Origin of the sequence: Paraburkholderia sp. GAS38 (assembly GCF_050434965.1) — a bacterium.
Lineage (GTDB): Bacteria > Pseudomonadota > Gammaproteobacteria > Burkholderiales > Burkholderiaceae > Paraburkholderia > Paraburkholderia phenazinium_A.
Genome location: NZ_JBNDJO010000004.1, coordinates 582071 through 606190 on the forward strand (window position 1 = coordinate 582071; position 24120 = coordinate 606190).

General features: G+C 63.8%; 20 protein-coding genes. 14 read left to right on the top strand and 6 right to left on the bottom strand.

Going from position 1 to position 24120, the window contains the following annotated elements; all coding sequences use genetic code 11:
* Positions 1-3: 3 nt before the first annotated feature.
* Positions 4-2106 (top strand): pyridoxamine 5'-phosphate oxidase family protein, encoded by a 2103-nt coding sequence (locus P3T42_RS13095; RefSeq protein WP_429306273.1) that lies wholly within the window; start codon positions 4-6, stop codon positions 2104-2106.
* A gap of 154 nt (positions 2107-2260) precedes the next feature.
* Here the strand turns inward: P3T42_RS13095 and P3T42_RS13100 are convergent, their stop codons facing one another.
* A complete protein-coding gene (locus P3T42_RS13100; protein WP_171991605.1) occupies positions 2261-2398 on the bottom strand; it encodes a hypothetical protein in 138 nt (45 codons plus the stop codon).
* Positions 2399-2874: 476 nt separating this feature from the next.
* Between P3T42_RS13100 and P3T42_RS13105 the strand changes: the two genes are divergently transcribed.
* The 6 genes from P3T42_RS13105 (at position 2875) to P3T42_RS13130 (ending at position 8161) form a co-directional block, all read left to right on the top strand.
* Positions 2875-3876, top strand: a complete 1002-nt coding sequence (locus tag P3T42_RS13105; RefSeq protein WP_074294842.1) for a sugar ABC transporter substrate-binding protein — start codon at positions 2875-2877, stop codon at positions 3874-3876.
* Between the two features lie 93 nt (positions 3877-3969).
* Complete coding sequence (locus tag P3T42_RS13110; protein WP_074294841.1) at positions 3970-4959, top strand: ABC transporter permease; 990 nt, start codon at positions 3970-3972, stop codon at positions 4957-4959.
* Positions 4960-4976: 17 nt separating this feature from the next.
* Positions 4977-5774, top strand: a complete 798-nt coding sequence (locus P3T42_RS13115; RefSeq protein ID WP_074294839.1) for an ATP-binding cassette domain-containing protein — start codon at positions 4977-4979, stop codon at positions 5772-5774.
* Between the two features lie 29 nt (positions 5775-5803).
* On the top strand, positions 5804-7057 hold the full coding sequence (locus P3T42_RS13120; protein WP_429306274.1) for an ROK family transcriptional regulator: 1254 nt from the start codon (positions 5804-5806) through the stop codon (positions 7055-7057).
* 512 nt (positions 7058-7569) lie between these two features.
* Positions 7570-7866, top strand: coding sequence for a type II toxin-antitoxin system RelE/ParE family toxin (locus tag P3T42_RS13125; RefSeq protein ID WP_074294836.1), 297 nt, complete (start codon positions 7570-7572; stop codon positions 7864-7866).
* Between the two features lies 1 nt (position 7867).
* Positions 7868-8161, top strand: coding sequence for an addiction module antidote protein (locus P3T42_RS13130; protein WP_074294834.1), 294 nt, complete (start codon positions 7868-7870; stop codon positions 8159-8161).
* Positions 8162-8228: 67 nt separating this feature from the next.
* Here P3T42_RS13130 and P3T42_RS13135 read toward each other — a convergent pair whose 3' ends face one another.
* Positions 8229-11303: a transglycosylase domain-containing protein gene (locus P3T42_RS13135; protein WP_429306275.1), complete on the bottom strand. Its 3075-nt coding sequence runs from the start codon at positions 11301-11303 to the stop codon at positions 8229-8231.
* A gap of 234 nt (positions 11304-11537) precedes the next feature.
* A complete protein-coding gene (locus P3T42_RS13140) occupies positions 11538-12473 on the bottom strand; it encodes a LysR family transcriptional regulator (protein ID WP_429306276.1) in 936 nt (311 codons plus the stop codon).
* A gap of 158 nt (positions 12474-12631) precedes the next feature.
* Between P3T42_RS13140 and P3T42_RS13145 the strand changes: the two genes are divergently transcribed.
* From P3T42_RS13145 to P3T42_RS13170, 6 genes are all read left to right on the top strand, one after another.
* Positions 12632-14206: a UxaA family hydrolase gene (locus tag P3T42_RS13145; RefSeq protein ID WP_429306277.1), complete on the top strand. Its 1575-nt coding sequence runs from the start codon at positions 12632-12634 to the stop codon at positions 14204-14206.
* 87 nt (positions 14207-14293) lie between these two features.
* Complete coding sequence (locus P3T42_RS13150; protein ID WP_429306278.1) at positions 14294-15226, top strand: dihydrodipicolinate synthase family protein; 933 nt, start codon at positions 14294-14296, stop codon at positions 15224-15226.
* Between the two features lie 299 nt (positions 15227-15525).
* Entirely contained in the window at positions 15526-16098 is a 573-nt protein-coding gene (locus P3T42_RS13155) for an RNA polymerase sigma factor (RefSeq protein ID WP_074294826.1), read from the top strand.
* Positions 16098-16889, top strand: a complete 792-nt coding sequence (locus P3T42_RS13160) for an anti-sigma factor (protein ID WP_074294824.1) — start codon at positions 16098-16100, stop codon at positions 16887-16889. Before P3T42_RS13155 ends, P3T42_RS13160 begins: the two co-directional genes overlap by 1 nt.
* Positions 16890-16945: 56 nt before the next feature.
* Entirely contained in the window at positions 16946-18235 is a 1290-nt protein-coding gene (locus tag P3T42_RS13165) for an NAD(P)/FAD-dependent oxidoreductase (protein ID WP_074294823.1), read from the top strand.
* A gap of 82 nt (positions 18236-18317) precedes the next feature.
* Positions 18318-19013, top strand: coding sequence for a TetR family transcriptional regulator (locus P3T42_RS13170; protein ID WP_074294821.1), 696 nt, complete (start codon positions 18318-18320; stop codon positions 19011-19013).
* 107 nt (positions 19014-19120) lie between these two features.
* On the opposite strand, the gene P3T42_RS13175 is transcribed toward P3T42_RS13170, so the two are convergent.
* From P3T42_RS13175 to aroQ, 3 genes are read right to left on the bottom strand one after another with little or no spacing between them, the layout of a single operon-like run.
* Complete coding sequence (locus P3T42_RS13175) at positions 19121-20491, bottom strand: MFS transporter (RefSeq protein ID WP_429306279.1); 1371 nt, start codon at positions 20489-20491, stop codon at positions 19121-19123.
* A 43-nt stretch (positions 20492-20534) separates the two neighbouring features.
* Positions 20535-21404 carry a shikimate dehydrogenase gene (locus tag P3T42_RS13180; protein WP_429306280.1) on the bottom strand — a complete coding sequence of 290 codons (870 nt, stop codon included), beginning with the start codon at positions 21402-21404 and terminating at the stop codon, positions 20535-20537.
* A complete protein-coding gene (aroQ, locus tag P3T42_RS13185) occupies positions 21401-21856 on the bottom strand; it encodes a type II 3-dehydroquinate dehydratase (protein ID WP_429306281.1) in 456 nt (151 codons plus the stop codon). Before aroQ ends, P3T42_RS13180 begins: the two co-directional genes overlap by 4 nt.
* A gap of 237 nt (positions 21857-22093) precedes the next feature.
* Here aroQ and P3T42_RS13190 point away from each other — a divergent pair, with 237 nt between their 5' ends.
* A complete protein-coding gene (locus P3T42_RS13190) occupies positions 22094-23989 on the top strand; it encodes a bifunctional sugar phosphate isomerase/epimerase/4-hydroxyphenylpyruvate dioxygenase family protein (protein WP_429306282.1) in 1896 nt (631 codons plus the stop codon).
* The last annotated feature ends 131 nt before the right edge of the window (positions 23990-24120 follow it).

A 24120-nucleotide genomic window follows, 5' to 3' on the forward strand; every position in this document is an offset into this window, starting at 1 on the left:
ATCATGTCTACGCTCGCACCTGCGCCTGGCTGGCGCGCCGCCGAATCGCCGTTTCATGCCGGCGAACTCGCCGCGCAGGAGCGCGCCGGCGTGCGCGAGCGGATGAACGTCGATGCACGGCGCGGGATTCGCGATTACATGCCGGAGCAGCATCGACGGTTCTTCGCCGAACAGCCGTTTATGGTGTTGAGCGGACTCGATGCAAGCGGACAACCGTGGGCCTCGTTGCGCGTGGGTGAGCCTGGGTTCGTGTCGACGCCCGATGAGCGTACGCTGCGCATTGCCGGACGCGCGCTGGCAGGCGACCCGCTCGCCGCGGCGTGGCAGGTCGGCGCGCTGATCGGCGGGTTGGGCATCCAGCCGGCCACGCGGCGGCGCAATCGCGTCAACGGCGTGATTGCGGCAATCGACGACGGCGCGCTGACGGTGAGTGTCAGCCAGAGCTTCGGCAACTGCGCGAAATATATCCAGAGCCGCGCGCCTATCTTCGTGGCGGCCGAGTCCGAGGAGAACGCGGCACAGGAATCGTCGCCAGCACTCAGTGACGCCGACCGCGCGCTGCTCGGCCGTGCCGACACGTTCTTTATCGCCAGCGCCAACGCATCCAGCGATGCCGGCTTCGGGCGCGGCGCGGATGTCTCGCATCGGGGCGGCAAGCCCGGCTTCATTCGCGTCGACGACGCGCACACGCTGACCACACCGGACTTCAGCGGCAATCTGTTTTTCAACACGATTGGCAACCTGATGCAGGATCCGCGTGCGGGACTGCTGGTGATCGACTTCGAGAGCGGCGATCTGCTGTATCTCGCCGTGGATGCAGAAATCATCTGGGAAGGCGCCGAGCTGGCCTCGTTCGAAGGCGCCGAGCGGCTCATGCGCTTTCATGTGCGCGAAGTTCGACGCAGCCGACGCGCGTTGCCGTTCCGCTGGTCCGAGGTGCAATACGCGCCACAACTGGTGAAGACCGGAAGCTGGCAAACGCAAGAAGCCGAGGCCGTGGTTGCGCCCTCAGGCGGCTGGCGCAAGCTGAAGGTGTCCGACGTCCGCGAAGAAACGCCCACGGCGCGCTCGTTCTATCTGCAATCCGTGGATGGCGCCGCGCTGCCTCATTTCGAGCCCGGCCAGTTCCTGCCCATCCGCTTGCAGGTGGCCGGGCTCGCCGCACCGCTGATTCGGACCTACACCCTCTCGGACGCGGATCACGGCCGGCACTACCGCATCACCGTCAAGCGCGAAGGCGCGGCGTCCGCATGGCTGCACGAGCAGATCAAGCCTGGGATGGAAATCGAGGCGAAGGCGCCTTCCGGCGCGTTCAAGCTCGACCGGGACAGTCGACGCCCGGTGGTTCTGCTGTCTGCGGGCATTGGCATCACGCCGATGATCGCGATGTTGAACACGCTGCTGGCCGACACCGCAGGGCAAGCGCAACCCGAGCCCATCTTTTTCATTCACGGCGCACGTCAGGCCGACGAACATCCATTCGCCGATTTGCTCAGAGCCGCCGAGCAGGCGCATCCGCATTTGTCCGTGCATTTGCGCGACACTCGGCCCACGCAAACGGGCAGCGAAATTTCCGGGCAGTCGGTGGGGAGGGTCGACGTCGAGTTTCTCAAACGGGTCTTGCCGTTCGGCGACTATGATTTTTATCTGTGCGGTCCGGGCGCGTTCATGCAGGACCTCTACAACGGGCTGCGCGCACTCAACATCGCGGACGAGCGGATTCGTTTCGAGGCGTTCGGACCGGCGAGCGTCAAGCGTGGCGGCAGCACGGCGCTTGCTCCAGCTACCGAGGTCAAGCAAGCGCCTGCGGTGCCGCGCGACCCAACGCAAGTGTCGAAAGTCGTGTTCATGCGGACGAAACGCGACGCCTTGTGGTCGAAGGAGGAAGGAAGCCTGCTCGACTTCGCGGAAGCGAATGGGGTGACGGCCGAATCCAACTGCAGATCGGGCGTATGCGGAGCCTGTTCGACGCGCCTGCTCTCCGGCGAGGTGACTTACCCCGTGCCGTGCGAGGCACACATCGAGCCGGGCCATGCGCTGATCTGCTCGGCGATACCGGCGCGGACCGGAACGGGTGAAACTTCCACCGTTGTGTTGGACCTCTAACCAATCGGTCGAAAGGGAGGTCGCCGCGAGTTGCTCGACACACGCGTACGCGTAGCTGACGGCGAAATGAGCCGTTGACTCGCGTGCCGGGCGGGTTAAATCAAGGCTTTGATACCTGCTTGGGCGCCTAAGGGACGCCTAAGCACCCCGACGCTTATTGCGGGCGGCGATGGGCTTCAGCGATGATCGCGCACGTTTGCAGGTGCAGTTGCAATGCGTGGCGGGCGACGGCGGCAAGACGGGCAAGCCAGCCGCTAGCGGCCGGGGTGGAAGTCGTGGTGATGTGGCTCATGGCAAGCTCCAGTTCAGGCTAGGGTTAACTACCTAGGTAATAACCCTATTATAAACCGATCTTTCCGCAGCGCAACAAAACAAAAAGAATTCAACTGGAACGGCGGTCAAATACCCGTTTCTTACATACAGATAACGTCTCAATTGCGTCAGAAGCCACTCATCGCCCTCCAGACTTACCCCAATCCACGCTCTTGATTCCTGCGCCGCACCAATCTCCCCAATGCCTTTCCAGGCAAGCCGCTGCGCGCGAACAGAAGACGCCCGGTTAGCCGCATTGCATCAACTCCCCCTCCTTGACTCTGCCCAGCCGCCCTGCTGTACTAAATAAACCAAAGTGATTTAGTCGAAAAAACCAGCCCGTCCTGCGTCGTCCGATGCAGCCGACGCGGCTACGAGAGGCGCACCCAGCGCCCATTAGCTATTGAATCGACCGCAGTCCATAACGTCGTCGTCAATTATCCGGAGGAGCGTCCCATGAATCTGAAATCCCGCAGGCAGCCCGTTGTCCGTCGTATCGTCACCCTGTGCGTCGCGGCATCCGCCGTCTGGTGCGCCGGCGCCACGCAGGCGGCCGATCAGCCCGTCGTCGGCCTCATTACCAAAACCGACACAAACCCGTTCTTCGTGAAGATGCGGCAAGGCGCGGAAGCCGCCGCCCAGAAGGACGGCGCCAAGCTGCTGACCGCCGCCGGCAAGTTCGACGGCGACAACGCCAGCCAGGTCACCGCGATCGAAAACATGATCACGGCAGGCGCCAAAGCGATTCTGATTACGCCGAGCGACACCAAGGCCATCGTGCCGAGCATCAAGAAGGCGCGCGCCGCCGGCGTAATGGTGATTGCGCTCGATACGCCGACCGAGCCGCAAGACGCCACCGACGCCCTCTTCGCCACCGACAACTTCAAGGCCGGCGTCCTGATCGGCCAGTACGCGAAGGCGGCGATGGGCGGCAAGCCGGCGAAGATCGCCACGCTCGATCTGGCGCCGGGCGTCTCAGTGGGCGTGCTGCGTCATAACGGCTTCCTGCAGGGCTTCGGCGTCAAGGAAGGCGATCCGGCCATCGTCTGCAGCCAGGACACGCGCGGCGATCAGGCGAAGGGACAAACGGCGATGGAGAACTGCCTGCAGAAGTCGCCGGACATCAATGTGGTCTATACGATCAACGAGCCGGCTGCAGCAGGCGCCTATCGCGCGCTCAAGGCAGCAGGCAAGGATAAGGACGTGATGATCGTTTCGATCGACGGCGGCTGCGAAGGCGTGCGCAACGTCAAGGCCGGCGCCATTGCCGCGACGTCGCAGCAGTATCCGTTGAAGATGGCGGCACTCGGCGTCGACGCAGGCGTCGAGTACGCCAAGACCGGCAAGAAGGTCGCGGGCTATCACGACACCGGCGTCACGCTGATCACCGACAAGGCCATGAACGGCGTGGACAGCAAGGACACCACCTTTGGCCTTGCCAACTGCTGGGGTCAATAAGCGTTCCTAAGCAACCGGGGGACCCTCCCACGGGTCTCCCGCTGATTTGCCGCGTGGCCCCTGCGCCACGCTCCAGCATCGAGGAAACACATCATGTCGACCCCCTCTGCACCGGCCAGCGGCCACCGCCCATTATCCGAGCGGCTACCCTCGCTCGCCGAAATCGGCCCGCTCATCGCGCTCGTGCTTGCCTGTGCGTTCTTCATCTCGCAGAGCAATCGCTTCCTGTCGTTCCAGAACCTCTCGCTGATTCTCCAGCAGACCATGGTCGTCGCCGTCATCGCTATCGGCCAGACGCTGATCGTGCTGACGGGCGGCATCGATCTGTCCTGCGGCATGGTGATGGCGTTCGGCTCGATCATCATGACCAAGTTCGCGGTCAACCTCGGTGTGCCGCCGGTCCTCGCCATCGTCTGCGGCATCGGTGCGAGCGCCCTGTTCGGCGCGCTCAACGGGACACTGATTACGCGCATCAAACTGCCGGCGTTCATCGTCACGCTCGGCACCCTGAACATCGCCTTCGCCCTCACGCAGATCTACTCGAACGCCGAGAGCGTATCGAACCTGCCTGACGCGATCATGTTCCTCGGCAACACGTTCAGCATCGGACCCGCCCAGGTGACCTACGGTACCGTGCTGACGCTGCTGATGTATCTGGCCACCTGGTTCGTATTGCGCGATACCGTGCCCGGCCGGCATCTGTACGCGCTCGGCAATAACGCCGAAGCCGCACGTCTGATGGGTCTCTCTTCGCAGCGCATCCTGCTCACCGTCTATACGCTGGCCGGCGCGATCTACGGCATCGCCGCGCTGTTGTCGGTTTCACGGACCGGTGTGGGCGATCCGCAAGCCGGGCAAACCGAAAACCTCGACAGCATCACCGCGGTCGTACTCGGCGGCACCAGCCTGTTTGGCGGGCGCGGCTCGATTGTCGGGACCTTGCTCGGCGCGCTGATCGTCGGCGTGTTCCGCAATGGCCTGACGTTGATCGGCGTGTCGTCCGTGTATCAGGTGTTGATCACCGGCATGCTGGTGATTCTCGCCGTCGCTGCCGACAAGCTGTCCCACCGCGGCGCTCGATGATCCACCAGGAGCCTGTCATGTCTACTCCCCAAACTGCTGCTACTGCGACGCCCGTCCTGCAGGCGCGTGGACTCGTCAAGCGCTATGGCCAGGTCACCGCCCTCGATGGTTGCGACTTCGAAGTGATGCCCGGCGAAATCATGGCCGTAATCGGCGATAACGGCGCGGGCAAGTCGTCGCTGATCAAGGCGCTCTCCGGCGCCACCGTGCCCGACGAAGGCGAGATCCTGCTCGACGGCAAGCCGGTCAAATTCCGCAGTCCACTCGATGCGCGCGAACAAGGCATCGAAACCGTGTATCAGGACCTCGCGGTGGCGCCCGCCATGAGCATCGCCGAAAACCTGTTTCTGGCCCGCGAGCTGGTCAAGCCCGGCTGGCGCGGCTCGATCTTCAAGATGATCGACAAGCGCCGCATGCTGGAAGAGGCCACCGCGCATATGAAGGGCCTGCAGATCGGCATCCGTTCGATGCGCCAGGCAGTCGAAACACTCTCCGGCGGCCAGCGCCAGGGCGTCGCGGTGGCGCGTAGCGCGGCGTTCGCACGCCATGTCGTGATTCTCGACGAGCCGACCGCGGCGCTCGGCGTGAAGGAAGGCAACATGGTGCTCGAGTTGATCCGGCGCGTGCGCGACCGTGGCCTGCCGGTAATCCTGATCAGCCATAACATGCCGCACGTGTTCGAGATTGCCGATCGCATCCATATCCAGCGGTTGGGACGGCGCGCGGCGCTCGTCAACACGAAGGACATTCATATGTCCGAAGCGGTTGCCATCATGACCGGCGCCAAGGAAGCGGACGTCAAGGCCATCGCATGATGCACGTTCCCTGCTGACGGGCGGTCACGATGGATACCACTGGAACCCGTTCGCCGCTTAAACGCACGGTCGGCTCGAATCAGGTCGGCATGCGGCAGTTCAACGAGCGGATCGTGCTGCAGGCGATCCGCTTGCATGGTCCGCTGGCGAAGGCCGATGTCAGCCGGTTGACGCGCCTGTCGATGCAGACCGTCTCGATGATCGTCGACCGTCTGATCGACGACGGCCTGCTCGCGCGGCAGCCGCGCGTGCGCGGGCGCATCGGGCAGCCGTCGGTGCCGATTGCGTTGCGGCCCGAGGGTGCCTACACGATCGGCATCAAGGTTGGGCGCCGCAGTCTCGACGTGCTTGCCATGGATTTCGTGGGGCACGTGTGCAGCCGCGATGTGCTCGAATATGCGTATCCCGATCCGCAGGTGTTGTTTCCCGCGCTTGAAAGCAAGCTCGCGCGCGTCAACGAGACGCTGGGCGAGCGGGCCAAACAGGTGGTCGGCGTGGGCGTGGCGGCGCCTCTTTGGCTGGGGGGCTGGCGCGATTTTCTGGGCGCGCCGCCGGAAGCGCTTGAAGCGTGGCACGACATCGACATTCGCGCCCGTATCGCCGCTATGACCGGCCTGCCTGTCGAGTTCGCCAAAGACACCACCGCCGCTTGCGCCGCCGAACTGGTGATGGGCCAGGGGCGCGGCATTCATAACTTTCTGTATCTGTTCGTTGGGACGTTTATTGGTGGCGGTCTTGTGATCGACGGTCGGCTGCATGGCGGGCCGCACAATAACGCTGGCGCTGTGGGGTCGATTCCGCTTGGCGGTGGTGGCGCGGGGCATCGAGCGGGAGCGCAAACGGAGCCTAAGGCGGCGCGTCAGTTGCTTCATGCGGCGTCTGGTTTTGTGCTCGAGCGGCTGCTCAGCGACGCCGGCGCGCCGGCTGCCGCCGCGCACGATCATCGCGCGCTTGCGCCGGAGTGGTGGCGTCTGACCGAACAGTGGCTGGATACCGCGTGCCCTGCGATTGCCGGCGCGCTCATCAATGCGACCGCCCTGCTCGATCTCGAAGCGGTCGTGATAGATGGTGAACTCGACCGTCAGTTGGTGCGCGAAATCATTCGGCGTACTGAGCGTGTACTGGATGGGTTCGAATGGGAGGGGATGGTACGGCCGCAACTGCTGGAAGGCACGATTGGTGCGGATGCCCGCGCTATGGGTGGAGCGATTCTGCCGCTTTATGCGCATTTTGCGCCGGTGCATGAGTTGTTTCTTAAGCCGGCTACGGAGGGGGAGTACTAACGCGGCGATTGAGCCGCTCTCGCTTGCCTCAACTCCGCTTCACCCGCTCACCGCCCCGCACCACCCGCCTTCGACCCATCAAGTAACGGCTGCCCTGACAGTCCGAAACACATGGGTTTTCCTCCGCCCAGTACAGCAAAACCCGTTCGCTAAAACAAGACAACTCTGAATCCGTAGCCGTCGTTGCGCGGACGCGTCTTTTCACAATTCTTTACCTCTTCACATCACGACAAAAATGTGAAAAGACGCTAGTTTACGAATCCCAATTGCTTCGCATAACAAACTTTATGAAGCGCATTATATTCCAGCCAGTAATTGGTCAGATGCGAGGGATGCTCGCCGGTATCGAGCACACCGCAACAGCATTCGGGAAGGCGGCCGGGCAGACCGTGGTTTGCAGCCGCGGCTCGACAGGCCACAGCGGCGCGACGGAACCCTAGGTGACGTACGCAACGTGGCGAGGTCTCGACATCGCAACCGGCCGTAGTTTATAAAATACAAATTGGTTTATAATGATCGAGTTAAAGCAAACGGAAACCTTCCGGAAATGGCGCATGCGCCTCAAGGACGAGCGGGCGCGCGCAGTGATTGCATCGCGGCTGGACCGGCTGGCATTTGGTCATGCGGGGGATGCGGAACCGGTCGGGCAGGGGGTAAGCGAGTTGCGTATCCACTATGGTCCGGGTTACCGCATTTACTTCCAGCGGCGGGGCAACACGATCATTGTGCTGCTCTGCGGCGGTACGAAGAGCGGTCAGGCGAAGGACATCCTCGAAGCCAGGCGGCTGGCGGATGAATGGAGAGAATGAAATGACTGAAAAGTTGACGACCTATGATCCCGCTGAGGATCTGGCCAGCGAGGAAGCGATGGCCGTGTTCATGGCCGAGGCGTTCGCGACGAACGATGCCGCCTATATTGCTCACGCGCTGGGCGTGGTGGCCCGTGCGAAAGGCATGGCGCAGATTGCCGGACAAACCGGACTCTCGCGCGAGCAGCTTTACCGGACGTTCAGCGAGCGCGGCAATCCCACCCTGAAGACGACCCTGGCCGTCATGAAAGCGCTGGGTATGGAACTGACGGCCAAGGCGGCGACCCACGCCTGAGGCGACGCCAGCAAGACGTCACGTCATAACGCCCGTCGACGCCGTTGCGGCACAGTTGGGTGTCCCCTCAACTCCGCTTCACCGTGGCCACGCCGCCCGTCGCCCCACCCGCCTTCGGCGCCTCAATCAACGGCTGCAACACAGGCGCCAGCGACTTCAGCAATTGCACCGACATCGCGCTAGTAAAGTCATACCGGGCCGCATAAGGCTCGTGCACATAAGCGGTCAGCGTCCCATAGAACCGGTCGCCCATCATGAACACAAACGTCGCGCTGCGATTGACCTTACGCGACTCGATCAACCGCCCGCCTTTGGCAAATACCTCAAAGCGCTGATCGCCGGTACCCGTCTTCCCATACACCGGCAGCGTCTTGCCATCGGGAAAAATCATCCCGTCCGCAAGCCGCTTGGCCGTCCCGCCCTGCACGACATCGCTCAACATCCCACGCACGACATTGACGATCTGCGGCGACAACTGCGTCTGCGGCGCGACCGCTGCACGCACGAAATGCGTTTCATACGGCGTATCTTTAGCGAAATCGAGTTGCGCGATGCTTTCCGTCGGCACCTTGTCGCCACCGTTGGCGATCACACCAATCAGTTGCGCGAGCGCCGCCGGCCGGTCGCCTGACGCCCCAATCGCCGCCGCATACGACGGCGTCAAATTGGCGAACGGATAACCAAGCGCCTGCCACGACTTGCCGATCGCAGCATAAGCACGCAGTTCGATCATGTGCTTGATGCGCCGATCCTGCGTAGCGTGATAGCGAGTCTTGAAGAGCCACGAATACGTCGACACCCGCACATCGCGGCTCGCGTCCTGAACCTGGTCGAGCGTGGCATCCGGATGTTCGCGCAGATAATTCACCAGCCACAGCTCCAACGGATGCACGCGCGAAATATAGCCGCGGTCGTTCAGATTGAAGCGATCCATGCTGTACTTCGTATAGAGCTTCGCGAGATCGTCGTCCGTGAGCCACTGCGCCGGCGTGCCCTTGAGCTGCTCGCGCATCTGCGCGTCGAACCAGCCCTGCGCGCCATTGGGCGCCACACTGCGCAATACCGTCGCAATCTTCGGCGGCGACTTATGCACGCTGTGCAGCATCGCCGCCAGCGCTTCATCAGGCGTCTTGCCGTGATACTTCGTGTAGAAGCGCTTCATATAGACGCGGCTTTCCTGATCGGCAAAGCGGCTCAGGTATAGCTGGCGCGCGGCGGGATCGTCGAGCCATTGCGTCGACGGCCCGGAGGTCTGGATCATTTCATAGCGCACGATATCGCGCATCAGGCGCACGAACACCAGATTCACCGAGTGCTGAAAGGCCCGGTGCACGGTCAGAATCTGGCTGTTGTCGCTCGATTCGAAATTGGTGAAGGTCTGCGCACCGCCACCGGTGTAAAACGTTTCCCCTGCGCTAGCCGAATACTTTCTCTCCACCGCGGCATCAAGCATGGCTTGCAGCGAATGGTCGGGCGTTTTGATCAGATAGTCGAGCGCCCAACGCGTCAGCGCGTCCTGCGGATCGGGCTGGACACGCTTCAGGTCCGCCACGCTCAGCGACGCATAGCGGTCGTGCAGATCCGTGACGATCTGCAGGTACGTGATCACCGTGCGCAGCTTCGCCGTGGAGCCGAGATTCAGGCGCGCGCCCGAATTGATATCGAACGGTTCATTGACGCTGTCCGTCTGCACCCGCACAAGGTTCGCGCCGTTGTGCCGTTCATAGAGCGTCAGGCTGTAGGTGATCTTCGACGGGTCGTCGCCGGGACGCAGCATTTCGAAGCCATACAGACCCGCCGCCTGCGCACCGTCCTTGGTGCCCGCGGCCGCGAGCCGGTCGCTCACCGCCTGCTGAACCGCGTTATTGAGCGTGCCGGTAGCCTGCAGATCGAGCCGGTCGAGTTCATAGAAGCTTCGCAAACCGAGCGCGTCCAGCAAATGCGCCCGCATCGAGGTCACGGCCTTGCGGCTGACGAACGAATCGTCCGCCGTGCGCAACGGCGTGGGATTCAGTGCAATCTGCGCGTTGAGCGCCGCGTCGCGCAGCGACGTGGAAATGACACCGCCCGTGGCGAGGAGCCGCAGATAGCTGTCCGTCATATGCTGGAGCTCGCCGTAGCCGTGATGCAGAAAGTACGACGGCGCGCGCTGCGCAATCATCAGCGAGAGCACCTGCCGGAACGCCAGCGCCTGCTCGGTCAGATTGTCGGCCGAGGCCGGCGCGTTGAGAATCGCGTTGACCTCGCCGAAGTCGCGCCCATACCATGCCGCCAGGCCGTCGCCCATGCCGTTGATCTCGCCGACACCCGGCTGCGCCGACAACGGCACCGAATTCAGGTACTGCACGACGATTTCGCGCCGCGCCGGCATGGTCTGCGGTCCATCCAGATAGGCGCGCACCGAAGCAGACGCAATTTGCCGCAGCTTCTCCGGCGGCGTAGCGGTACGCCCATCCGGCGAGTGACGGAACTTCTCGATCTGCGTGGCGAGCGTGCTGCCGCCAGGCTGCAACTGATGCCGGTTGAAAATCCGCGCGCCCTGGTCGAGCACCGCGTGGCCGAAGCGCCCCCAGTCGATCGCCGGATTGCGGTTCGGCTGGTTGGGATCGAGCAACTCGCGGTCCTCGACGAACAGCAGCGAATTCACGATGACCGGCGGAATCGCGTCAAAACCGCCGTAGATCCGGCGCGGATAGGTAGCGTCGAACAGCGGCGCGCCGGTGCCGTCGAACAGTCGCAGGCCCGCCTGATCTTTCTCCTGATATGGCAGGAACAAGCCGTCGTCGGCGAGCGCGAGCATGCGCTCGGAATCGCGCGCCTGCGAGGCGACGACGAAACCGCGTGCGCTCAGGCGTTGCTGAAACGACGGCAGCAAGGCGTAGCCAAGCCGCTCGTCGTACGGGCCGTTGGTGGGAAAGCGGATATTGGGGCTCGCGCCGTCCGCGAGCGTGAAATCCACGTCGCGCGTCAGTTCTGAGAGGTAGCGCGCCTGCAGGCGGGAAGTTTCGATCTCGATCTGGCAAAGCTTGGCCAGGATTGCCAGCGCCACCAGCAGAGCGGCGACCAGCGACCATTTGAACCACTTCCACGCCGACGTACCGCCGGCAGTGCGAAGCGGAAAACGAACGAGTGGCCGATTCATGGCGGCATCTCCCTCGCAGGCACGCATCCGAAAAACCGGCCCGCATCCCGATCAGTTTAGCGCGGATCGGGACAACCGAAAGGGTACGGAATGCCCCCACAGTCTCGCGCCAGCAACACCGTTTCAGCAAGGCATGGCGCAGCGGCGAGCGAAGTGAGATATTGAGCGTTTCCGCGCGCGCAAAATCAAAATGCGTCAAAACGCGCCGGAGCGCCCGCAAGACCCCACCTCCCTTCACCCCGCCGCTTTCTGCTCGCGCAATAGCCGGATGAACTGCTCGGCAGGCGGGGACAGCACGCCTCCCTTGCGCGACACAATCCCGAACGTCTGCGATTGCGACTTCAGCTTGACCGGCAGAATCCGCAGCATCTTGTGCTTCGCGAACAGTTCGGCAATGCCGGTCGGCAATACCGATACCAGATCCGCAGCCTGCTGAAGCAGCGCGACGGTCACGAAGGTCGACGCGGTGGAAATCGGACTCACGGGCATGCTCATGCCGGCCAGGTCCATTTCGCGCTCCAGCAGCGCGTGCAGCGGCATATGGCTGGGGTACGTCACCCAGCGGTGTCCGGCCAGATCGCGCAAATTCACGGCCTTGCGCGACATCGGCGGATGGCTGTTGCCCACCACCACCGACAGCGGTTCGTCCCCCAACGGCTGATACTGATATCGCGAAGGATCGGCACTGACCGCAGCACGCCCGATCACCAGGTCCAGACGCCCCTCGTCCAGTTGCTGCAGCATCCGCGCGCTGGTGTCTTCGACAATCTCGATCGAGAGATTCGGCTGGCTCGCATGCAGCGTGTTGAGCACCGGCACCACGGCATCCGGAATCGCACCCATGATCGCGCCGATCGCCAGACGCCCGCCACGCCCCGAGCGGATTTCCGCAATGTCCTGGCAGAGCGAGGTCAGGTCCGTCGCCATCAGCCGTGCATAACGGATCACGCAATGCCCGAACTGGTTGGCGATCATGCCGCTCTTCGAACGCTCGAAGAGCGGCGCTTCCAGCATCGATTCCAGTTCCTGCAGGGCCTTGCTCGCCGCCGACTGCGTCATGGCCATCGCGCCCGCCGCCTTGTGCAGCGACTTGTGATCGTCGAGCGCAATCAGCAGTTGCAACTGCTTCATGCGCAAGCGCGAGAGCAGCACGTTCAGCGTATCGTTCATGTGAGTCGTAAAAGTGATCACAGCATGGAAACAATTCACTATACAGGCCGGAATGGGGCGTCGTATAGTCAGTCCCGGAGACAATCAAGACACCCTGCCGGGACGTGCACGCCACGCGGCTCACCCGGTTTGCGCTGCGCCACAGAGAAGGATTCGACATGCCATCCATCAGCGAAGACCCCAGCGTCGTCACACCCTCCCCCGTCACACCGCCCCCCGCGATCCGCCTGCACAGCCGCGACGATGTCGTCATCGCGCGCGGCCAACTGGTCGGCGGCACAATCTTGCCGGGCGAAGGCGTCACGGTCTCGGGCCTGATTCCGCCCGGTCACAAGGTCGCCGTGCGCGCCATTGCCGAGGGCGAGGCGGTGCGCCGCTACGGCCAGATCATCGGCTTTGCCAGCCGGCCAATCGCCGCGGGCGAGCACGTGCACACGCACAACGTCGCGATGGGCGAGTTCGCCCGCGACTACGCGTTCTGCGCCGATACCAAAACCACGGCCATGGCAGCCACGCCCGCTACGTTCAACGGCATCGTGCGGGCCGACGGGCGCATCGCCACGCGCAACTACATTGGCGTGCTGACTTCGGTGAACTGCTCGGCCACCGTCGCACGCGCGATTGCCGACCACTTCCGGCGCGACATTCACCCTGAGGTGCTGGCGCCGTTTCCCAATGTGGACGGCGTCGTGGCGCTCACGCATGGCGCCGGTTGCGCGGTGGATCCCGAGGGCGAAGGACTCGCGCTTCTGCAACGCACGCTCGGCGGCTATGCGGCGCATCCGAACTTCGCCGGCGTGCTGGTGATCGGGCTAGGCTGCGAAACCAATCAGATCTCGCGCCTCATGGAGACGCAAGGACTCAAGGAAGCCGAGTTCCTGAAGACCTTCAACATTCAGGACACCGGCGGCACCGCCAAAACGGTCGCACGCGGTATCGAACTGGTGGGAGGCATGCTGGCCGAAGCCAACCAGGTCAAACGCCAGCCGGTGCCCGCCGCGCATCTGGTGGTTGGCCTGCAGTGCGGCGGGTCCGACGGCTACTCCGGCATCTCGGCCAATCCCGCGCTTGGCGCCGCGGTGGATCGGCTGGTCGCGCACGGCGGCACCGCCATCCTCTCCGAAACGCCGGAAATCTACGGCGCGGAGCATCTGCTGACGCGTCGCGCGGTGACGCGTGCAGTCGGCGAAAAACTCGTCGCGCGCATCCGCTGGTGGGAAGACTATTGCGCGCGCCACCACGCGGCGATGAACAATAATCCGTCGGCCGGCAACAAGGCTGGGGGCCTCACGACGGTGCTCGAAAAATCGCTCGGCGGGATTGCCAAAGCGGGTCATACGAATCTCGTCGAGGTCTACGAATACGCGCAGCATGTGGACGCGAAAGGCCTCGTCTTCATGGACACGCCCGGCTACGATCCGATCTCCGCAACCGGCCAGGTGGCGGGCGGCGCCAACCTGATCTGCTTCACCACCGGACGCGGCTCCGCTTACGGCTGCGCGCCGACGCCGTCGCTGAAGATCGCCACCAACGACGCGCTCTGGAATCGTCAGCAGGAAGACATGGATCTGAATTGCGGCTCGATTCTCAGCGGCCAGAAATCGATTGACGAGATGGGCGCCGAACTGTTCCAGCTGATGCTCGATACCGCCTCCGGCTCGCTCTCGCGCAGCGAGATTCACGGCTACGGCCAGAACGAATTCGTGCCGTGGCAGATCGGCGCCATTACCTGATTTCTCTCCGGCGCGGCGCGTCCCGGCGCGTCGACAATCCACCGTCAAGCAAACCCGTCAAACCATCGCCAGGCAGATCGAACCATCATGAACCAAGCAAGCACCCAGACCTCCTACCGCGGCGTGTTTCCGGTCGCGCCGACCATCTTCGACGACGAGGGGCGTCTCGACCTCGAAGGCCAGAAGCGTTGCATCGACTTCATGATCGACGCGGGCTCCAACGGCCTGTGCATTCTCGCGAATTTTTCCGAGCAGTTCGCGCTCTCCGACGACGAACGCAACACCTTGATGCATCTGGTGCTCGAGCACGTCGCCGGACGCGTCCCGGTGATCGTCACAACCACGCATTTCAGCTCGCACCAGTGTGCGCTGCGCAGCCGCGCCGCCCAGGATGCGGGCGCCGCGATGGTGATGATCATGCCGCCGTATCACGGCGCGACGATCCGCGTCGGCGAGCGCGGCATCTACGAGTTCTATAGCAAGGTATCGGATGCGATCGACATTCCGATCATGATCCAGGATGCGCCGGTGGCCGGCACGGCATTGTCGGCGCCATTTCTCGCGAGAATGGCGCGCGAGCTCGCGAATGTCTCGTACTTCAAGGTCGAAGTGCCGCAAGCGGCCGCGAAGCTGCGCGAGTTGATCGAACTGGGCGGCGACGCGATTATCGGTCCGTGGGACGGCGAAGAAGCGATCACACTGATGGCCGATCTGGATGCGGGCGCAACCGGTGCGATGACGGGCGGCGGTTATCCCGACGGCATCCGCCTGATCGTCGACGCTTACGCCGCCGGCGACGCGGAACTCGCAGCCGCTCACTATCAGCATTGGCTGCCGCTTATCAACTACGAGAATCGCCAGGGCGGTCTCGCGACTCCGAAGGCGTTGATGAAAGCAGGCGGTGTGATCAAGTCCGACGCGGTCCGTCATCCGCTGCTGCCGATGCATCCCGCAACCCGAGCAGGTCTCCTGACGATTGCGCGGCGCCTCGACCCGGTGGTCCTGCGCTGGGGCAAGTAAGCACCGCCTCCCTATGCATCATGACGGCTTTACGCCGGGCGCTTGCTGTCCAGCCTGGCGCGAAGCCGTGCCCGGCACCTGCTCGGGCCGCACCACGGCGCCGGTCGCCTACGACTACCCCGTCCTCCCTACCCTGCGTCCAGCCGTCGGAACGGACTCCGACTCTTGACGCAGACCTGCCTCCCCCCTCCTATACGCAGCAGCCGCCCGACAGGATGCAGGTCGACGTAAAAAAATGCGGATATAACCGCAGCCGGAAATTGAGTAACATAGCCCCGCATGCCATCACTCATTTGTCCATGACCGCAAACACTCGAGAACTCACGCCGGAAACGCTCGCCGCGCTCCTCGAACGCATTGCCAAAGAGGACGCTGCCGCACTGCGGGAGCTATATGACGCGGCTGCCCCGAAACTGTTTGGCCTTGCGCTCCGTATATTGACCAGACACGAGTGGGCCGAAGAGGTCCTGCAGGACAGTTTCGTCAATATCTGGCGTTTCGCGGGCGACTACCGGCGCGGTTTGTCGGCCCCCATGACGTGGATGTCGGCGATCGTCCGCAATCGTGCGCTCGACCACCTGCGGCGGGTGAACACGCAGGAAACAGAATGGAGTGATGCGTTGGACGATCTTGTCGCTTCGGGAGACCCCGATCCGGAGACGCTCTCAGGCGTCAGCCTGCAAGCGCGGCTGCTGGACGGGTGCATGCAGCAGCTCGAGCCGGCGCAGCGGCAAGCGGTGGCGCTGGCGTATCTGCGCGACCAAAGCCATAGCGAGATTGCCGAAACGCTGACTGTGCCGCTCGGTACGGTCAAGTCGTGGATCCGGCGCGGCCTCAGCAAATTGAAAAGCTGCCTGGGCGGGGGTGTCTGATGAATCTGCATCGGTATCCTCAACTGGTGGACCTGCTGGCGGCCGAATATGCGCTCGGCACCTTGCGCGGCGGCGCGCGGCGACGGCTGCAAACATACGCGGAACACGACGTGGTGATCCGCCGCTCGCTGGAAGAGTGGCAACAACGGCTCGAGCCGCTGGCCGAACTCGTGCCGCCGCGCATGCCCTCGGCGGCGGTCTGGGAGATCATCGAGCAGCGGCTGGGCATCGCCGCCGCCCGGAGCGGGACAACCGTCCCGCCGTCGGCCCAGCCGGACCGCCCGGCTCGCCCGGCCCGCAGCCTGTTCGACAACCTCGCGTTCTGGCGTGGCTGGGCCATCGGCGTGACCGCGCTCGCAGCGATTGCGCTGGTGTTTGCCGTGCGTTCGCTGTTGCCGTTCGGCGCCACGACGACCGAATCGACGCAGACGGCCGCGCAGCAACCCGAGGCCGAGGTGTCGCACGTTGCGGTGCTCAACGACAAGAACGCTCAGCCGATCATGCTGGTGGCGTGGGACGAAGCCCATTCCACGATGACGCTGCACCGGCTCGGCGACGTCCAGCTCCCGCCCGACCGGGCGATGCAGTTGTGGGGCATCCCCGCCAGCGGCCATCCGGTCTCGCTTGGCGTGCTGCCCAACAGCGGCAACGGCAAGGTCCCCGCGGCGCAACAAAAGCCGGAAAACTACGCGGCGCTGGCGATCTCGATCGAACCGCCGGGCGGCTCGCCGAATCCCAACGGCCCGAGCGGTCCGGTGGTATTCAGCGGCAAGCTGTTGCCGGTATCCTGAACTCAACGCTCCATGCCGGCGCCTGCTGACGAACCAGCGGGCGCCGGCCACCTTTTATGCAAAGCTTTTACGAAGCAACTGTGACTCGCCCCGAACGGGCTCGCCTGTCCGGCAAACGTGCCGCTGACGTGTGCATTATCGGCGGCGGCCTCGCGGGCCTGTCGACGGCGCTTGGCCTCGTCGAGCGCGGCGTGCGCGATGTGGTCGTTCTCGAAGCGCAACAAGTGGGCTTCGGCGCGTCCGGGCGCAACGGCGGTTTTGTGTTCGGCGGCTACAGTCTCGACTGCGCCGATCTGCTCAGGATTCTGGGCGCGGCGCGCGCCCGCGAGCTCTACGCGCTCACGACCGACGCGGTCGATCTGATGCGGCGGCGCATCACGCGCTACGGCATCGAGTGCGATGCGACCCACGCCGGCGTGATCCTCGCCAACTGGTTCGACGAACCCGCGCGGCTCGAAGCGCAACGCCGTCTGATGAAGGAATCGTTCGGTGTCGACTGGGAACCGGTTGATCCGGCCACGCTCGCCACGCAGTTGAAATCGAACCGCTATCACGGCGGCCTGCTCGAGCACAACGCGTTCCACTTCCATCCGCTCAAGTATGTCCTCGGGGTCGCCGCGGCCGTCGCCGACGCGGGGGCGCAGATCTACGAGCATTCGCCGGTGGTGCGGCTGCAGCAGCAAGGCAGCGGCTTCCTGGTCGAAACGGCCGAGGGCGCCGTCGAGGCGCGCCAGGTCGTCATGGCCGGTGGCGGCTACGTGCGCAACGTCTATCCGCGCGTCGAACGCGCGGTGCTGCCGATCGCCACCTACGTCATGGCTACTGAGCCGCTCGGCGCGCGCCTGAAAGACGCGATCGACACCTCGGCAGCGATCTACGATACCCGCTTCGCCTTCGACTACTACCGCCCGCTGCCCGACACGCGCATCCTGTGGGGCGGCCGCATCTCCGTCCTGAATCGCGAGCCGCAAGCCATTGCCCGGCTGCTGCGGCGCGATCTGCTGAAGGTCTATCCGCAACTTCACGACGTGCGGATCGAGCACGCGTGGGGCGGCCTGATGAGCTACGCCCGGCACAAGATGCCGCAGATCGGCCAGAGCGCCGACGGTGTCTGGTATGCCGTCGGCTTCGGCGGTCACGGCATGGCCCCCACCACCGTTTCCGGCGAACTGCTGGCCGCGGCGATTGCCGGCGAGCGGCCGGTTCCCGAGGCGTTCGCCGCGTTCGGCCTGACGCACACCTTCGGCACGCTCGGACTGGCCGCCGCGCAGTTGACCTACACCGCGATGCAGGCGCGCGACGCGCTGGCGGCGCGGCGGCGGGCATCCGGAGACGCTGCCGGATAAGCCGCCGGACAGGCTGCCCATGCAACGGGAACGGCGAATTTCGACATGCTAGAATGCGCCGTCATCGCCGCTGAAAAACACAATGAACAAGGGAAGCAAGGCCGCCGCGCCCGATCACAGCGGCATCCCGTCTGAACCTCGACGCGGCGACGCCCGTCGCAAGTACGACCCGGAAGAGACGAAGCGCAATATCCTCGAAGTCGCCACCCAGGAGTTCTCCGCCATGGGGCTGACCGGCGCCCGCGTGGACGCCATCGCCGAGCGCACGAACACCACCAAGCGCATGCTGTACTACTACTTCGAAAGCAAGGAAGGGTTGTACCAGGCGGTGCTGGAGAAAGTGTACGGCGACATTCGCGCGCTCGAACAGGACCTGCACGTCAGCGAGCTGGACCCGGTCGAAGGCATGCGCAAGCTGGTGGAATTCACCTTCGACTATCACGACCGGCATCGCGACTTCGTACGTCTCATCACCATCGAGAACATTCACGGCGCGAAGTACGTCGAGCAGTTGAAGACGTTCAAGAACAGCAACGCGAGTGCGATTCATACCATCGAAGATCTGCTGGCGCGCGGCATTGCGAGCGGCCAGTTCCGCAGCGACGTGGATGCGATCGACCTGCACCTGCTGATCAGTTCCATGTGCTTTCACCGCATCGGCAATCGCCATACGTTCGGCACCGCCTTCGGCCGCGACCCGTCGCATCCGCGGCTGCGCACGCGGCACCGGGCGATGATCGTCGATGCCGTGCTGCGCTTCCTGCGCAACGAAGCCTGAAACATAGACTGCTGACAAGAAACGCCTGCGGACCCATAAGGACCGCAGGCGTTTTGTTTTGCTTTGCTTCGTTTGTCGTTTAGCCCCGCCTCAGCGCGGCGGCAGCTTTAGTCGGCCAGCACGATCCGCTTGATATCGCCGACGATAAAGATGTACGACAGCGCGCCGATCAACGCGATCACGCCGATGAACACCAGTGCGCCGACGAACGAGCCGGTCCACGCCACGATCAGTCCCACTGCCAGCGGCGTAATGATGCCGGCGAGATTCGCCGCGAAGTTGAAGATGCCGCCCGTCACGCCGAGCAAGCCGTCCGGTGCGATATCCGACACGAGCGTCCAGCCGAGCGCCGCCATCCCCTGCGCGAAAAACGCCACCGACAGAATCACGATCACGGTCACGTTGCTCTCGACATAGTTGGCGAGAATGATCGTGGACGCGAGCAGCAGGCCGGCGATGATCGGCAGCTTGCGCGCCACGTTCGGCGAGACGCCGCGCCGCAGCAGCCAGTCCGAAAACGTACCGCCGAACATCACGCCGATCGACGCCGCGATAAACGGCATGATCGCGAAGAAGCCGATCTTCAGCCAGGCCATGTGACGCTCGGTGGCCAGATAGGTGGGGAACCATGTGAGGAAAAACACCAGCGTCGAGTTACCCGCGAACTGGCCGAGACAGATGCCGGTGAGCTGGCGATGCTTGAGCAACTGGCCGATGGTGCGCCATTCGAAGCCGCTCGACCGGGCCTTCGCTTCGCCGGGCGTCTTCTTGCGATGCGTCAGACCACCGCCGGCCTCGATGTAGTCGAGTTCCGCGGCGTTGGCGGCGGGATGATCGCGCGGCTCACGGTAGCTGAACCACCAGACGAGACCGAATACCAGACCCACCCCACCTACGACGTAGAACAGCGAGCGCCAGCCGAAAGCGCCCATCAGCGCAAACAGAAACGGGCTGAAGAACGCGAGGCCGATGTATTCGCCGACCGTGTACGTGCCCGTCGCCATGGCCCGCTCGTTTTGCGGGAACCAGGTGGCCACGACGCGGCTATTGGTCGGAAAGCACGGCGACTCCGCCACACCCAGCCCAAGCCGGAACGCGAACAGCGGCGCAATGCCGTGCACCAGTCCTTGCGCGAGCGTGCATAGCGACCAGAACGTCATCGACAGAAAATAGGTGAGCTTGCTGCCGAAGCGGTCGAGAAACAACCCGCCCGGAATCTGCGAGGCCACGTAGCTCCAGGAAAACACGGAGAACATCAGCCCCATCAGCGCGGCATTGATGCCCAGTTCCCTGGTCAACTGCGGCGCCGCGATGCCAAGCACCGTACGGTCGAGATAATTGATCATCGTACCGACCGCGAGCAGCGCGAGGATGCGGTAACGCACCTTCGAGCGGCGCACGCCGGTCGCGGCGGCGCCGGCGGGCAGCGCGTTCTCGTCCGGCAAGTCGGAATGGGCGGGATGAATCGGATGCGGCATGTCTGTCTCCTCCATCTGTTATTGGATGTGCTGCACAGCAGGTCTACTCACGCGGCAACAGCGACTGGAAGTGCGCGGACATCCGCTCCGCATCGGGCTCCAGTCCGGTGAAAATACGAAAGGCGTCGACCGCCTGGAACACCGCCATACCGCCGCCGCTCAGCGTGCGGCAACCGGCCGCCTCGGCGGCTTGCAGCAAGGCCGTGCGGATCGGGAAGTAGACGATGTCGGCCGCCCACAGGCCGCTGTGCAACAACGCCGCGGGCAACGGCATACCGGGCAGCTTGGCCATGCCGGTGGGAGTCGCGTGAATCAGGCCGTTAGCCTCTGCGAGTGCGCCGGCGAGCGACTCGCCTGCCCTCACCGTGGAAGCGGGAAAACGCTGCTGCAGTTCGTCGGCAAGAAGGCGCGCGCGGGACGCGTCGACATCGAACAGCGTCAGCGTTTGCGCACCCATCATCAGCGCCGCGTGAGCCACCGCCGCGCCCGCGCCGCCGGCACCCAACTGCACCACGCGTTCGAGCGCCACGTCCGGCAGGCCGCGCTGGAAGGCTCGCGCGAAACCCGACCAGTCGGTGTTGTGGCCAATGCGCTTGCCGTCTTTCAGCAGCACCGTGTTGACGGCGCCCAGGGCGCGTGCGTCGTCGGACAGTTCGTCGAGCAAAGGAATGATCTGCTGCTTGCACGGATACGTGACGTTCAGGCCGTTGTAGCCCATCCGTTCGGCGGCGACCAGGATGTCCGGCAACGCGGCGGCATCGAGCTTGAGCGCTTCCAGATCGATGCGGCGATACACGTAATTGAGCCCGAGTTGACTGCCCTCCTGCTCGTGCATGGCCGGCGTAAGCGAGCCGCCGATGCCGGAGCCGATTAGCCCGACCAGATACGATTGTCGATCAGCAGGCCGGCTCATTTCGCGGTCCTCGATTTCAGCAAGGTCGCCATGCGCTCCAACGCCAGTACATAGCCCTGCGTGCCGCAGCCGATGATCACCGCTTCGGCAATCGCCGACACATACGAGTGGTGCCGGAACGCTTCGCGGCGATGCACGTTCGAAATGTGCACTTCGATCACCGGCTTGTCGATTGCGCTCAACGCATCCGCAATAGCCACGGACGTGTGCGTGTAGGCAGCGGGATTGATGACCACACCGTCCACCTTGGTACGGGCCGCGTGCAGCCAGTCGATCAACTGATGCTCGGCGTTCGACTGACAGAAATCGACCGCGAGATCGAGCCGTTCTGCTGCATCGCGGCACAGGCGCGCGACGTCGTCGAGCGTTTCCGAGCCGTAAATGGCCGGCTCGCGCGTGCCGAGCAGGTTGAGATTGGGTCCGTTCAGGACCAGCACCGAGGCGAAACTCATTGCAGCCACTCCATAAGATTCAGGCGCAGGGCGCACAGCCGGCACGGCTGTTCTTCCCCACTGTGGCACTAGTGTGCGCCAGATCCGCGGTCCGGTCTTTTGGGGTTTGTGCTAATTTGTACGATCTAGTTAGTTTGTATAGACTGTCGCAAAATCGAACTAATCTGGCAGATATTGGCCCTTGGTTCGGAGCCGAGAAGTAACAGATTGGTCCATTTCTTGCCGCAGGAGCCGTTCATGCAACGATCGATTGCCACCGTTTCGATTAGTGGAACACTGGTAGAAAAGCTGACCGCGATTCAGGCGGCAGGCTTCGACGGCGTCGAGATCTTCGAGAACGATCTGCTGTATTTCGACGGCTCGCCGGCCGACGTGCGCCGCATCGCGGCCGATCTCGGCCTGAAGATCATGCTGTTCCAGCCGTTTCGCGACTTCGAGGGCGTCAGCGCCGAGCGGCTCGCGCGCAATCTCGACCGCGTGAAGCGCAAGTTCGATCTGATGCATGAACTGGGCACCGACCGCATCCTCGTGTGTAGCAACGTGTCGCCGGATACGCTGCGCGACGACGCGCTGATCGTCGATCAGTTGGGCGCACTGGCCAGGGCTGCGGAGCAAGCGGGTGTGATCGCCGGTTACGAGGCGCTTGCATGGGGACGCCATGTGAATTCGTACCGGCACGCATGGCGGCTGGTGAATGCGGTCAATCATCCGAACCTCGGCATCGTGCTCGATAGCTTCCATACGCTGTCGATCGGCGATCCGGTAGATGAAATCGCGGCGATTCCCGGCGAGCGGATTACTTTCGTGCAGATCGCCGATGCGCCGAAGCTGGCCATGGACGTGCTCGAATGGAGCCGCCATTACCGCTGCTTTCCGGGCCAGGGCGATTTCGATGTTGCCGGCTTCACCGCCCGTGTGGTGGAAAGCGGCTACCAGGGTCCGCTCTCGCTCGAGATTTTCAACGACGGCTTTCGCGCTGCGCTCACCGCCGCGACGGCGGCGGACGGCCATCGCTCCTTGCTGTTTCTCGAAGAGCAGACGCGTAGCAAACTGATCCAGCAAGGTCGGCCGGCCCGCGAGCTTTATCAGCCGTCGCCCGCTCCGGCGCACATCGGTTTTCAGTTCCTCGAGTTCGCCGTCGACGACGCGGCGCGCAGGCAACTCGCCGACTGGCTCGGCAAGCTGGGATTCCGGCGTGCCGGGCGGCATCGTTCGAAAGACGTCACGCTCTATCAGCACGGCGCCGCCTCGCTCGTGCTGAACGCCGAAGCGGATTCGTTCGCCAGTGCGTTCTTCCAGCAACACGGGCTGTCGCTGTGCGCGTCGGCGCTGCGCGTCGACGACGCCAGGCTGGCCTTCGAGCGCGCGGCGGGCTTCGGCTATACGCCGTTCTCAGGCCAGGTCGGACCCAACGAACGCGTGTTGCCGGCCGTGCGCGCACCGGACGGCAGCCTCAACTATTTCGTCGACGAGACCCCCGACGAACCGACGCTGTTCGAAGCCGATTTCCTCCTCGACAACAGCAACGCCCCCACTGAACCCGCGCTGCTGACGAACATCGATCACGTGGTTCTGTCCTTGCCCGCGGATTCGCTCGACACGTGGGTGCTGTTCTTCCGCACGGCCTTCGGCTTCGACGCGGAGCCGAGCTGGCTGGTGCCGGACCCGTACGGGCTGGTGCGCAGCCGCGCGCTGCGCAGCCGCGACGGCTCGGTGCGCATCGCGCTGAACGCCTCGGTGGACCGGCACACGGCCGTGGCGGAGGCGCTGCATGCCTATCGCGGCTCGGGACTGAACCACGTGGCGTTCCGCACCGGCGACATCTTCGCAGCGATTCCGCAATTCGTCGCCGCCGGCCTGCCGATCCTGCGCATTCCGCGCAACTACTACGACGATCTCGCGGCCCGCTATGCGCTGCCCGACGAAACGATCGAAGCGCTGTGCGCCGGCAACATCCTGTACGACCGCGACGAAAAAGGCGGTGAGTTTTTCCACGCCTACACCGAGCAACTCGACCAGCGCTTTTTCCTCGAAATCGTGGAACGGCGCGGCGGCTATGACGGCTACGGCGCTGGGAACGCCGCGGTGCGCCTCGCCGCGCAGGCGCAGCATCGCAAGCACGACTTCAACTAAGCCGTGACGTGGTTTGACCGATTCACCCAGACGTTGATTTAGCGTTTCAAAAGCGACGGGCCGCCCGAAGGGCCCGCGTAAAAACTCAATGATTTATCCGGCGATCTTATGGACAACGAAGGAGACTGCAG

Coding starts and splice junctions, on each gene's coding strand:
- P3T42_RS13095 (WP_429306273.1), top strand. CDS start 4: ATGTCTACGCTCGCACCTGCGCCTGGCTGGCGCGCCGCCGAATCGCCG.
- P3T42_RS13100 (WP_171991605.1), bottom strand. CDS start 2,398: ATGAGCCACATCACCACGACTTCCACCCCGGCCGCTAGCGGCTGGCTT.
- P3T42_RS13105 (WP_074294842.1), top strand. CDS start 2,875: ATGAATCTGAAATCCCGCAGGCAGCCCGTTGTCCGTCGTATCGTCACC.
- P3T42_RS13110 (WP_074294841.1), top strand. CDS start 3,970: ATGTCGACCCCCTCTGCACCGGCCAGCGGCCACCGCCCATTATCCGAG.
- P3T42_RS13115 (WP_074294839.1), top strand. CDS start 4,977: ATGTCTACTCCCCAAACTGCTGCTACTGCGACGCCCGTCCTGCAGGCG.
- P3T42_RS13120 (WP_429306274.1), top strand. CDS start 5,804: ATGGATACCACTGGAACCCGTTCGCCGCTTAAACGCACGGTCGGCTCG.
- P3T42_RS13125 (WP_074294836.1), top strand. CDS start 7,570: ATGATCGAGTTAAAGCAAACGGAAACCTTCCGGAAATGGCGCATGCGC.
- P3T42_RS13130 (WP_074294834.1), top strand. CDS start 7,868: ATGACTGAAAAGTTGACGACCTATGATCCCGCTGAGGATCTGGCCAGC.
- P3T42_RS13135 (WP_429306275.1), bottom strand. CDS start 11,303: ATGAATCGGCCACTCGTTCGTTTTCCGCTTCGCACTGCCGGCGGTACG.
- P3T42_RS13140 (WP_429306276.1), bottom strand. CDS start 12,473: ATGAACGATACGCTGAACGTGCTGCTCTCGCGCTTGCGCATGAAGCAG.
- P3T42_RS13145 (WP_429306277.1), top strand. CDS start 12,632: ATGCCATCCATCAGCGAAGACCCCAGCGTCGTCACACCCTCCCCCGTC.
- P3T42_RS13150 (WP_429306278.1), top strand. CDS start 14,294: ATGAACCAAGCAAGCACCCAGACCTCCTACCGCGGCGTGTTTCCGGTC.
- P3T42_RS13155 (WP_074294826.1), top strand. CDS start 15,526: ATGACCGCAAACACTCGAGAACTCACGCCGGAAACGCTCGCCGCGCTC.
- P3T42_RS13160 (WP_074294824.1), top strand. CDS start 16,098: ATGAATCTGCATCGGTATCCTCAACTGGTGGACCTGCTGGCGGCCGAA.
- P3T42_RS13165 (WP_074294823.1), top strand. CDS start 16,946: ATGCAAAGCTTTTACGAAGCAACTGTGACTCGCCCCGAACGGGCTCGC.
- P3T42_RS13170 (WP_074294821.1), top strand. CDS start 18,318: ATGAACAAGGGAAGCAAGGCCGCCGCGCCCGATCACAGCGGCATCCCG.
- P3T42_RS13175 (WP_429306279.1), bottom strand. CDS start 20,491: ATGCCGCATCCGATTCATCCCGCCCATTCCGACTTGCCGGACGAGAAC.
- P3T42_RS13180 (WP_429306280.1), bottom strand. CDS start 21,404: ATGAGCCGGCCTGCTGATCGACAATCGTATCTGGTCGGGCTAATCGGC.
- aroQ (WP_429306281.1), bottom strand. CDS start 21,856: ATGAGTTTCGCCTCGGTGCTGGTCCTGAACGGACCCAATCTCAACCTG.
- P3T42_RS13190 (WP_429306282.1), top strand. CDS start 22,094: ATGCAACGATCGATTGCCACCGTTTCGATTAGTGGAACACTGGTAGAA.